The organism is Acinetobacter sp. YH12255, assembly GCF_013417355.1.
Classification (GTDB): domain Bacteria; phylum Pseudomonadota; class Gammaproteobacteria; order Pseudomonadales; family Moraxellaceae; genus Acinetobacter; species Acinetobacter pseudolwoffii.
Genome location: NZ_VPEC01000061.1, coordinates 1 through 10,184, shown reverse-complemented (window position 1 = coordinate 10,184; position 10,184 = coordinate 1). Strand labels below are relative to the sequence as shown.

Genomic DNA, 10,184 nt, shown 5'->3' with positions numbered 1-10,184 from the left:
GATCCATGCACGCATGGCAGTCTTGAATAAATTCACAGAATTAGGTCGCCCTCATACCCAAGTTGTCTCTTAAATTTGAGTAGCTTAAGGGAACTCAGCCTTTCAAACCTTTATGCAACAAAGCCGTAACTAGTTCTAGTTCTTTTAATCCGAATAGCAGATTACCCTTTAATCTGCTTTTTGTTTATCATGTGCCAAACTTCTACCGCCTGATATTTCCATGAAATTCACGCTTGCCCTTATCGCAGCAATCCTGATCTCCCTTGCGTGGCTCATGCCCATTCATTATCGGCCGTGGGTGACCTATACCGGTGAGCTATACGCATTTTTTGCACTATTCGCCTTGGCTGCAATTTGCTTAAAAGAAAAATTAAAAATTCCAGCTATTAGTTTTCCTTTATTGCTCCTCGCTGGTGTACCGCTGATCCATTTTTTAACAGGACAAGTGTTTTTCTTTAGCATCGCCATGCTGGGCTTTATTTTCGTGTTTAGCTTTTGGCTGGCAAGTGTACTGGGTTATAACTTTTCAACAGGAAACTATAGCCGAGAAGAAACCTTTATTAATCTGAGCTATGTATTTTTGGCTTCAGGTACAGTCACAGGCATTATTGCCATTTGCCAATGGACCAATCTGGATGCAACTTTGCCAGGTATGGTAAATATTAGTGGTAATCAGCGGCCTTATGCCAACTTTGCCCAGCCGAATAATATGGCGACTTTTTTAGTCATGGCATTAATGAGCTGCCTTTACTTATATGAAAAGAAAAAAATCCAGAGCAAATGGCTATTTACCTGCGCTGCTGTGATTGTTATGGGAGTGGCTTTAAGTCAGTCACGTACTGCATGGGTTGCTGCAATCGCAATGATGTTGTATCTAGCGTTCTATCAATATAAAGGGATTATTCGCCTGAAATGGGTTTACAGCATCACTTGGTTCATCTTCTTTATTGCCTGTATTGTGGCTTTTCCATTACTCAGTCAGCTCGCTGCACAGACGATGGGTGCGGATGTCGTGCAAAGCCGTGATGTGGTATCGCGTGCCACTGGAGATATGTCACGCCTCGCGATCTGGCAGCAAATGCTGGCTGCCATTCAGGCACAGCCATGGTTTGGCTATGGTTGGTATCAGACCAGTGTGGCTTTTGTCTCGATTAGCGATACCGTGCAAGGCCCAGTCTGGATTCGTAGCGCGCATAATTTTATTCTGGACTTTTTACTCTGGAATGGACTGCTCATCGGTCTGCCTTTCTTGGCCTATTTCGGTTATTTGGGTTATCAGCTACAACGCTGGGTCAATACCCCAGAATCTGTCATCGGGATCTTGATGGTTGGGGCATTTGTCACGCATACCATGTTTGAGTTTCCACAGCATTATGCTTATTTCTTATTACCGGTAGGATTTATTCTGGGCACGGTCTTGGCGCAAAATCCGAAAATTAAAACCATTACCTTGCCTTCGATATGCCTGAAACTGACTTTCAGTCTTGGGTTGCTCTTGTTGGTCGTAATTTATCGAGATTACGATACTGCTGTACCAAAACTCGGACAAAGTATTCGCTATGAAATGCAGCCTGAAAATATCACCAATGAAAAGCCGATCTATCTGCTGACCGAGTTTAATCACCGCATTGACTGGATTCGAGTCAATCCTTATCGCAAGATGAGCGAAGATGAAATTCATCAATATGAAAAGTTGGTGGTGAGCTATCCAACCAAATACAACTTTTTAAAATATATTCGTTTATTGGCGTATAACGGCTATGTCGATGAAGCACAGCATCAACTGCAGCGTTTAAATACGATTCAGAAAACTGAACTGAGTTATGCAGAGGTGACTCGGGATATGCCGCACTAATAAGTACAAAAAAGCCAGCAGATGCTTAATGCTGATCAGTTAAGGAGTTTAGAAATAGACTCTTTAACTTTTCAGTCATTCAAGGCGGAGTATTAATGTTATAAATCAAATACTTGAAAATAATTTGTTACTTTGGTTTTGCCCAAATGAGAAGCGAAGCTTCGCAAGGAAGGCATCTTGCGGAGCAACACTCCTCACCGCAAAACTCGTCAGCCACCATCGACTAGTAAATTTGTCGCAGAAACAATCATTTTTAAATCTAGCCCTGCCTCAAACAGTTGCGGATGACTTTTCTACTTATCAAATATGATCATGAATTTAAAAAAGAAAATGCCAGTCAATTTCTTAACTGACTGGCATTACAGCAGATGCTGGCTTTTTGATTTTAAATCGAATCTTAGAGCTGACTTTGAATATAATTTTCGATACCCACACTTTCAATCAGGTCGATTTGCGTAGTTGTCCAGTCCAGATAATTTTCTTCTTTTTCCAGAATTTCCTGCACCAGATCACGGGTCACATAATCCATTTCAGTTTCAGCCAGTGCAATAGCTTTCTGAATGGTCTCAATGTTTTCTTTAACTTTACGTACATCACAATGCAGCACTTCTTGAGTATGCTGACCGATATACAGTTTGCCCAGATGTTGCAGATTCGGCAGACCTTCTAAAAATAAAATCCGTTCAATAATTTTATCGGCATGCTTCATCTGCACAATCGATTCTTTATATTCTGCCGAGCCCAGTTTCTCAATACCCCAGTCATTAAACATGCGCGAATGCAGGAAATACTGGTTAATTGCAGTTAGGTGGTGATACAACACCTGATTGAGCTGATTAATCACATCACGATTGCCTTTCATCACATAACTCCATTTGAACCTGTTTTATCTTTCTAAGAAAGCACTCTAAGGATGATAGTAAAGCAAGTCAGGGGGCAATGGCGAGTAATTTATGGAACAGCAAATGAAAATCGCAATCAAATCGATCCAGGCTTAGATCAACGGCAATAAAAACCCGCCAGAGTCAGAGGCGGGGGAGGAGGAATGATCTGAGATCATTGATTTATGATTATCTTTATTCGGTTTAGGCGGCCACAGCCAAACGGGCCGCAATTTGTGAAACTTCATCACTGATGATCATACGGGCTTCTGGTGCACAGCGGCCACAGCAGGTTCCCAAGTCCAAGATATCGCGCACATCACGATACGTTTCAGCGCCATTTGCAATAGCATCTTTAATGTCTTGATCTGTAATGCCACGGCATAAACAAACGTACATAGGACACAACCACAGTGTTTAAATAAGATAAGTAATATTATTGATAATTGTTATCGTTTGTCAATAAAAATCATTTGAAATAGCTTTTATTGTGATTGGTGATTTAGATAAAAAAATATCACTCTAGCAAAAATCCGATTATTGCTCGGGTTTTTGCTAGAGTGATTCATGATTGCAAACGAAATATAGAAGTTTAAGTGTTACATAAATTTTAAAAATTATTGCTGAATGATGACAACGCCATCCATCTCGACCAGAGCATCTTTTGGCAGGCTGGCAACACCGAGTGCTGCACGTGCTGGATAAGGCTGGGCAAAATATTCACCCATAATCTGGTTCACCAGCTGGAAGTGCGATAAATCAGTCAGATAAATATTCAGTTTGGCGATGTCTGCCAGAGAGCCACCGGCCGCTTCGCAGACGGCTTTTAAATTATCGAATACACGGCGAATCTGTGCTTCAATGCCTTCAACCAGTTCCATGCTGTATGGATCTAAACCTATTTGACCAGATAGATACAGGGTATCGCCCACAAGAATGGCTTGCGAATAGGTGCCAATGGCAGCAGGGGCATTTTCAGTATGGATTACTTGGCGGAACATTAATTTCTCCTTTTATCAAATGGAGCGTAAAACTCTGTCCTTCAGGGCAGAGATATAAGCGATACGACATAAAATGTCGTTGAATTTTTTAAAATCAACACCTTTAATTTAACATGATCTAAAATAAGCTCATGAAAACACTTAAATTACGCATAAAAGACAAACATTGCAAGGTGCTAGACCAATTAGCATCTGAGGTGAACTTTGTTTGGAATTATGTGAATGATTTGAGTTTCAAACACCTGAAAAGAACAGGTGACTTTTTCTCAGCATTTGATATGACTCAATACACAAAAGGAACTTCAAAATTGTGTGGTTTGCATAGTCAAACAGTGCAAGGGATAACAGAAGAATATGTTGATAAAAGAAGACAACACAAGAAAGCAAAGCTGAAATGGCGTGTGAGTAACAAGAAGTCAGCAAGACGTTCGCTTGGTTGGATACCATTTAAAAAAGTAGCGATTAAATATGCTGATGGATATGTGCAATACGGCAAGCAGAAATTTAAGCTATGGGATAGCTACGGCATAAGTAAATACAGCGTGAGAACAGGCTCATTCGTTGAGGATAGTCGTGGGCGCTGGTATGTGTGTCTTGTTGTGGACTCACCTAAACAATACAAACCAACGGCAACTAAAGCGATTGGTATTGATCTTGGTCTAAAAGACGTTGCCACCTGCTCAGATGGTACTGTAATTTCAAATCCTAAGTTCTACCGTAATTACGAGCAGAAATTAGGGATTGCTCAAAGAGCAAGAAATAAAAAACGTGTACGTGCATTACACGCTAAAATTGCCAATTGTCGTAAAGACCATTTGCATAAAGCAAGCACTCTGCTTGTGAAAGAAAATGCACTGATTGTTGTAGGTGACTTAAGTGCGAGCAAACTTGTAAAAACCAAGATGGCGAAATCTGTTTTGGACACAGGATTTTCAGCACTGAAAACAATGCTCAAGTATAAATGCGAGAACGCAGGGGTATTGTTTGAGGAAGTCAGTGAGAAATTCACAACCCAAATCTGTTCGTGCTGCGGTGAAATCACCTCTAGCAGTCCCAAAGGTAGAACAGATTTGCGAATAAGAGTATGGGAATGTGAGTGTGGAAGTATAAATCATCGTGATTTAAATTCCGCTAAGAACATACTTGCGCTTGGGCATGAGCGTCTAGCAGTAGGAATCCGCTTGCTTTAGCTGGAGGATGTCAACATCAACATACATCATATTCGATCAATCCAGCTGACAACAGCATTATCGTTTTAAATGATTAACTCGCTTTAGATGCTTCGCTCAGAATGACGGGCCGGGTCAGACGGGTAATTCTTGGAAAACCGAAATACATACGCAGGTCCCGGATGATCTGGGCAATCTGTTTGCGGTTATGCACCACGATATTAACATAGGTCTGCTCATCCTGGGTGCGCACCATCTCTACCCCTGAATGTGCTTTACGACATTGATAAATCAGGTCAGAAATCTGCTCATCATCCATGGCCAGATCAATGCTGAGATAAGCGCTAAAGCTGATATCATCCAGATCATCGGCAGTCCACTGCAAGGGCATGATATTTTCAGGGTGCTGATGCTGTTCATGCAGCAGGTTATGACAGCGTGAACGGTGCACAATCAGGCCACGACGAGTCAAATGACCCTGAATTGGATCGCCCAGCACCGGATTACAGCAATGCGCATATTTGACATCCACACCTTCAGTGCCCTGAATCAGGCGCCCTGAGCTAGCAATGTTTTGATGCTGGTCTTGGGCGAATAAATGATTGGCCACCAATTGCGGCAATAAGTCACCGACTGCAATCTGCTCAAAGAGTTGCTCTTTAGTCGCAATATGGCGCCATTCCAGCAGGTTTTTCCAGTCCGCTTCGGTCAGATCCCGAATTGAGCGATGAAACAGTTTTAGGGCACGATTCAGTGCCTGTTGACCCACCAGACGCTGTTCGTCCAGGTCCTGATCGCGCAAGATATTCTGAATGGCACGGCGGGCTTTTTGGGTGTTAATAAAGCTGAGCCAGTCCGGGTTGGGGGTTGCCAGGACATCGGTAATGATTTCGACCACCTGGCCGCTGACTAGCGGGGTAGAGAGCGGTTTAGTCTCATTGTTAATTTTCGCCCCGATGGCATGGTTACCGAGAAACAGGCTGGCCGCATAAGCAAAATCAACCGCTGTCGCACCTTGCGGCAATTCGTGTAAATGCCCATGCGGGGTATACACCCAGATTTTTTCCTGATGCAGATAATCCAGTAATTCACTAAAGGTGGTTTTGGCGCATTCACCATCGACCAACACGTTCAGATTTTGCATCGAGGCCTGAATTGCAGAACGACAGGCTTGGGGGGCATTTTCACCCAGTACCACACCAAAACGTGCCGCTTTACGCATCAGTTCGGTTTGAATGGTGAGTGATAACGTGGTTTTTTCACCTTTTAAACGCATCATCAAGGACTGGTTGCCACCGGGTAATGGACGGCGAATATGATCTTCATAGCTTTGAATTTTAAAGCTTTGAGTCAGAATTTCTGCCAGACGGTCACAATCTGCAATGCTTTGTAAAATAATTTCAAAGGCATGACTATGGGTCAGCTCTTGCAGGTCAATATCATTTTTAACAAAGTGGCGTAACAGCTCAATATTGTTATTTTTCTTTTTGATTCGACCTTCAATTTTATAGTCTTCTAAGAGGTCATTCAGCTTTTGTTCCCAGATCGCCTGATAGTCACAACGTTTTGGCTTGGTTTCTAATAGGGCTGCCTGAACGTTGTTGTACATGTCCAGATCAAGATTCTGATAACACAGATGTTCCAGATTGTCGGCCATTTCATTCATGCCGACAATACGTGCCATCGGCACAAAAATTTCAAAGGTTTCGCGGGCGATACGTGCACGTTTGTCCGGGCGCAGCGCCTCCAAAGTGGTCATGTTGTGATAGCGGTCGGCCAGTTTCACAATAATGACACGTGGATCCTGTAAGGTGGCTTGCAGGATTTTTCGGAATGACGCGGCTTTATTATATTCTTTATCGCTGGAATGACTCAGTTTAGTCACGCCATCGACCAGCTCGGCCACGGTAAAACCAAAAGTCTCGCTGATATCATCCTTGTTAAAGTCGGTATCTTCAATCACATCATGCAATAAAGCAGCCATCAGGGTTTCAGTGTCCAGACGCATATGCGCCAAGATACAGCTCACCGCAATCGGATGTAAAATATAGGGTTCGCCACTTTTACGCACAATACCGTCATGCGCGATATCTGCATAATCACAGGCCGCAAGCACACGTTCGACATCACGTTCATTTAAATACGCGTCGATCATCATCTCTAACTGTTGCTTGGCTTGACTGACCTGTGGGCCTGGCATAAAACACCTTTAAAACTGAGTTTCTTACAAATAAAACCATGAAAGCTTTGATAAATATGAATTGTAGCGCTTGCCAATTTTTTACTTTAACAAATAGAAAGCGGATTCAAGTTCGATAGCTAACCCTTATGTTATAACCGTTCTGGCATAAATATAAAAGTCACATAACAAAAAAAGCCTAGTTTAAAACTAGGCTTTTTTTGTGACGATCTCTTATTGGAAAGAAAAACCGTCTAAGTTTAGATTATTTGCAGAAAGTGCAAGGTCCAGACTTGATGTTTGATAGTCCTGATCACGTTGTTTCAAAATATCTTTGGATACATGACCTGCAGCGATTTCACGTAAAGCAACAACAGTCGGTTTGTCATTGTCCCATTCTACAGTTGGTTCAATACCTTGACGTGCCAATTGACGCGCGCGCTTGCTTGCCACTAGTACAAGCTCAAAGCGGTTGTCTACATGGTCTAAACAATCTTCAACGGTGACGCGTGCCATAAGAATTCTCGTTTGAATAATAAATTTTAACAGACTGCACAGTATAAAAGGCTTTGCCTATAGACTCAAGTTTTAATCACTGTTCAGTGGGTGTGATCAGTTGCTGAATCAGTTTTTCATGACGGTTGGCTTGCTGCGACAAGGTCAAACGGTTGGCGATAATGACCGCTTCGAGATCATGCAGTGCCTTGTTAAAGTCATCATTGATAATAATATAGTCAAAGTTGCTATATTGCTGCATATCTTCCACTGCACAGCTCAGACGATGTTCAATCACATCAACTGTGTCCGTACCCCGGTTAGATAGACGTTCACGTAGGTCAAACTGACTTGGTGGCAAGATAAAAATTTGTTGAGATTCAGGAAAAAGTCGACGGACTTGTTGTGCACCTTGCCAGTCAATTTCCAGTAGCACATCATGGCCTTTGGCCAGTTGTTCTTTAACGGTCGCCTGCGCGGTACCGTAGTAATTACCGAATACTTCTGCGTATTCAATAAAACCACCTTCATTGACCAGATTTAAAAAATCATCTTTCTGGGAGAAATGATAGTGCACGCCATCGAGTTCGCCAGGTCGTTGACCGCGTGTGGTATGGGACACAGAAACGTGAAGGTTATTGACACGCTCAAGTAGGGCTTTAACAAGGGATGTTTTGCCTGTTCCAGACGCTGCAGAAACGACAAACAAGAGACCCGACATGATATTTTTCCTGATATGATAAAATATCTTCTCTATTTTAGAGTAGACCGGCTTTAAACTAAATAGTTACCAGTCGATTGTTTTACATTTATTTCAATTGAACCGCTAAAAATGGTGTGAGTATTGAGGATTCTATGGAAATTGTTTTAGCCAACCCACGTGGTTTTTGTGCTGGTGTAGATCGTGCCATTGCGATCGTGAACCGTGCCCTAGAATGCTTTAATCCACCGATTTATGTACGGCATGAAGTGGTACATAACAAATTTGTAGTCGATGACCTGCGTCAGCGTGGCGCGATCTTTGTTGATGAACTTGATGAAGTGCCCGATGACAATATTGTGATTTTTAGCGCACATGGTGTTTCCAAGGCGGTACAACTTGAAGCCGAACGCCGTGGTTTAAAAGTTTTCGATGCGACTTGTCCATTGGTGACCAAGGTGCATATTGAAGTGACCAAATATGCGCGTGAAGGCGTAGAAGCCATTCTGATTGGTCATGAAGGTCACCCTGAAGTCGAAGGTACCATGGGTCAGTATGACAAGAAAAATGGTGGTGAAATTTATCTGGTCGAAGATGAAGAAGATGTTGCTGCCTTAACTGTGCATCATCCTGAAAAAGTGGCTTTTGTCACGCAAACGACCTTATCGATTGATGATACGGCGAAAGTGATTGATGCTTTACGCCAAAAATTCCCGCTGATTCAAGGGCCGCGTAAAGATGATATTTGCTATGCCACCCAAAACCGCCAGGATGCAGTACGAGATCTAGCTGAGCGTTGTGATGTGGTACTTGTCGTGGGTTCGCCAAATTCATCAAACTCCAACCGTCTGCGTGAGTTGGCAGAACGTATGGGTAAAGCGTCCTATCTGGTTGATAATGCCGATGAACTCAAACAGGAATGGTTTGAAGAAAATGCCCAGATTGGAGTAACCGCCGGAGCTTCTGCACCAGAAATTCTGATTAAACAGGTCATTCAGCGTTTACAGGATTGGGGTGCCCAAGCACCTAAAGAGTTGGATGGTCGTGAAGAGAATATTACATTTAGTTTACCCAAAGAGTTACGTATTCCGGTAACTCAAGCCTAAAGTGTTAAGTACTTAACATTCTGAATTTTTTAGGAATTGATAGATAATTGCTTTTTGGCAATTATCTGTTTTTTTATACCTTTTATCTGTTGTGTGTATGTTTTGTAATTAAGTGAGATATTATTTTTAATAGGGTAAAGTTTTGTTGCTTTGGGGGCGGGATGAAAAAGAATAAGGGATTTACGTTAATTGAGCTGATGGTGACGATTGCAGTGTTGGCGATTGTTGCCATGATGGCTGCGCCTTCGTTTATCAAATTAGTTCGAAATTATCAGTTAACCACAGATACTCGTGATTTTATTGATCTGTTAGCTGAAACTCGATCTGAAGCTATTTTTAAGCAGAAAGCTCAAATTTTAGCGGTAAATACTACAGTTGCGGACTCATATAAAACCTGGACACCAACACATAGTCACGAAGAGAGCGAACATACTTCAGTCAGTTTTGAACGTTCAGGCCAATCCTCTATAGTTGGAAGCGGTCAGTGCTTTGTTTTTTCCCATATAAATGATTCAGCTCTAAAAACTTATGTCTATGTACAAAAAGGTGGAACAGTCGTGTACAAAAAATTAGCAACCAGTTGCCCAACCTAAGTGAGGGAAATTAGACAATGAAAAATTCTCAAAAAGGTGCTGGACTGGTCGAGGTATTGGTTGCACTCATACTTCTCAGTGGCTTTGTTGCATAAAGGTTTGAAAGGCTGAGTTCCCTTAAGCTACTCAAATTTAAGAGACAACTTGGGTATGAGGGCGACCTAATTCTGTGAATTTATTCAAGACTGCCATGCGTGCATGGATC

The 10,184-nt window shown here is 42.2% G+C and carries 11 protein-coding genes; 5 read left to right on the top strand and 6 right to left on the bottom strand.

Annotated features, from left to right (window positions below; genetic code table 11):
- Window positions 1-220: 220 nt before the first annotated feature.
- A complete protein-coding gene (locus FTV30_RS14535; protein ID WP_180001833.1) occupies window positions 221-1,855 on the top strand; it encodes a PglL family O-oligosaccharyltransferase in 1,635 nt (544 codons plus the stop codon).
- Window positions 1,856-2,252: 397 nt separating this feature from the next.
- Here the strand turns inward: FTV30_RS14535 and bfr are convergent, their stop codons facing one another.
- The 3 genes from bfr to FTV30_RS14520 form a co-directional block, all read right to left on the bottom strand.
- Window positions 2,253-2,717: a bacterioferritin gene (gene bfr, locus FTV30_RS14530; RefSeq protein WP_180001832.1), complete on the bottom strand. Its 465-nt coding sequence runs from the start codon at window positions 2,715-2,717 to the stop codon at window positions 2,253-2,255.
- A gap of 223 nt (window positions 2,718-2,940) precedes the next feature.
- Window positions 2,941-3,135 carry a bacterioferritin-associated ferredoxin gene (locus tag FTV30_RS14525; RefSeq protein ID WP_004732422.1) on the bottom strand — a complete coding sequence of 65 codons (195 nt, stop codon included), beginning with the start codon at window positions 3,133-3,135 and terminating at the stop codon, window positions 2,941-2,943.
- A 218-nt stretch (window positions 3,136-3,353) separates the two neighbouring features.
- On the bottom strand, window positions 3,354-3,737 hold the full coding sequence (locus tag FTV30_RS14520) for a RidA family protein (protein WP_004787096.1): 384 nt from the start codon (window positions 3,735-3,737) through the stop codon (window positions 3,354-3,356).
- Window positions 3,738-3,868: 131 nt separating this feature from the next.
- Here FTV30_RS14520 and FTV30_RS14515 point away from each other — a divergent pair, with 131 nt between their 5' ends.
- Window positions 3,869-4,927 carry an RNA-guided endonuclease TnpB family protein gene (locus FTV30_RS14515; RefSeq protein ID WP_180001831.1) on the top strand — a complete coding sequence of 353 codons (1,059 nt, stop codon included), beginning with the start codon at window positions 3,869-3,871 and terminating at the stop codon, window positions 4,925-4,927.
- A 73-nt stretch (window positions 4,928-5,000) separates the two neighbouring features.
- On the opposite strand, the gene FTV30_RS14510 is transcribed toward FTV30_RS14515, so the two are convergent.
- The 3 genes from FTV30_RS14510 to gmk all read right to left on the bottom strand — a co-directional run bounded on the left by FTV30_RS14510 (window position 5,001) and on the right by gmk (window position 8,301).
- Window positions 5,001-7,106: a bifunctional (p)ppGpp synthetase/guanosine-3',5'-bis(diphosphate) 3'-pyrophosphohydrolase gene (locus tag FTV30_RS14510; RefSeq protein ID WP_180001830.1), complete on the bottom strand. Its 2,106-nt coding sequence runs from the start codon at window positions 7,104-7,106 to the stop codon at window positions 5,001-5,003.
- Between the two features lie 213 nt (window positions 7,107-7,319).
- The gene (rpoZ, locus tag FTV30_RS14505; RefSeq protein WP_004650579.1) at window positions 7,320-7,601 is read right to left on the bottom strand and encodes a DNA-directed RNA polymerase subunit omega; all 282 of its coding nucleotides are present in this window, start codon (window positions 7,599-7,601) and stop codon (window positions 7,320-7,322) included.
- Between the two features lie 76 nt (window positions 7,602-7,677).
- Window positions 7,678-8,301, bottom strand: coding sequence for a guanylate kinase (gmk, locus tag FTV30_RS14500; RefSeq protein ID WP_005094292.1), 624 nt, complete (start codon window positions 8,299-8,301; stop codon window positions 7,678-7,680).
- Between the two features lie 134 nt (window positions 8,302-8,435).
- Here gmk and ispH point away from each other — a divergent pair, with 134 nt between their 5' ends.
- From ispH to FTV30_RS14485, 3 genes are all read left to right on the top strand, one after another.
- A complete protein-coding gene (gene ispH, locus FTV30_RS14495) occupies window positions 8,436-9,386 on the top strand; it encodes a 4-hydroxy-3-methylbut-2-enyl diphosphate reductase (RefSeq protein WP_100357314.1) in 951 nt (316 codons plus the stop codon).
- 161 nt (window positions 9,387-9,547) lie between these two features.
- Window positions 9,548-9,979 (top strand): Tfp pilus assembly protein FimT/FimU, encoded by a 432-nt coding sequence (locus tag FTV30_RS14490; protein WP_180001829.1) that lies wholly within the window; start codon window positions 9,548-9,550, stop codon window positions 9,977-9,979.
- Between the two features lie 17 nt (window positions 9,980-9,996).
- Window positions 9,997-10,074 carry a prepilin-type N-terminal cleavage/methylation domain-containing protein gene (locus FTV30_RS14485; protein ID WP_227523942.1) on the top strand — a complete coding sequence of 26 codons (78 nt, stop codon included), beginning with the start codon at window positions 9,997-9,999 and terminating at the stop codon, window positions 10,072-10,074.
- Window positions 10,075-10,184 lie beyond the last annotated feature (110 nt).

Excerpts from the sequence above, each read along its gene's own strand:
- FTV30_RS14525 (WP_004732422.1), bottom strand. The coding sequence starts at position 3,135 with ATGTACGTTTGTTTATGCCGTGGCATTACAGATCAAGACATTAAAGAT.
- bfr (WP_180001832.1), bottom strand. The coding sequence starts at position 2,717 with ATGAAAGGCAATCGTGATGTGATTAATCAGCTCAATCAGGTGTTGTAT.
- rpoZ (WP_004650579.1), bottom strand. The coding sequence starts at position 7,601 with ATGGCACGCGTCACCGTTGAAGATTGTTTAGACCATGTAGACAACCGC.
- ispH (WP_100357314.1), top strand. The coding sequence starts at position 8,436 with ATGGAAATTGTTTTAGCCAACCCACGTGGTTTTTGTGCTGGTGTAGAT.
- FTV30_RS14490 (WP_180001829.1), top strand. The coding sequence starts at position 9,548 with ATGAAAAAGAATAAGGGATTTACGTTAATTGAGCTGATGGTGACGATT.
- FTV30_RS14485 (WP_227523942.1), top strand. The coding sequence starts at position 9,997 with ATGAAAAATTCTCAAAAAGGTGCTGGACTGGTCGAGGTATTGGTTGCA.
- FTV30_RS14510 (WP_180001830.1), bottom strand. The coding sequence starts at position 7,106 with ATGCCAGGCCCACAGGTCAGTCAAGCCAAGCAACAGTTAGAGATGATG.
- FTV30_RS14515 (WP_180001831.1), top strand. The coding sequence starts at position 3,869 with ATGAAAACACTTAAATTACGCATAAAAGACAAACATTGCAAGGTGCTA.
- FTV30_RS14535 (WP_180001833.1), top strand. The coding sequence starts at position 221 with ATGAAATTCACGCTTGCCCTTATCGCAGCAATCCTGATCTCCCTTGCG.
- gmk (WP_005094292.1), bottom strand. The coding sequence starts at position 8,301 with ATGTCGGGTCTCTTGTTTGTCGTTTCTGCAGCGTCTGGAACAGGCAAA.
- FTV30_RS14520 (WP_004787096.1), bottom strand. The coding sequence starts at position 3,737 with ATGTTCCGCCAAGTAATCCATACTGAAAATGCCCCTGCTGCCATTGGC.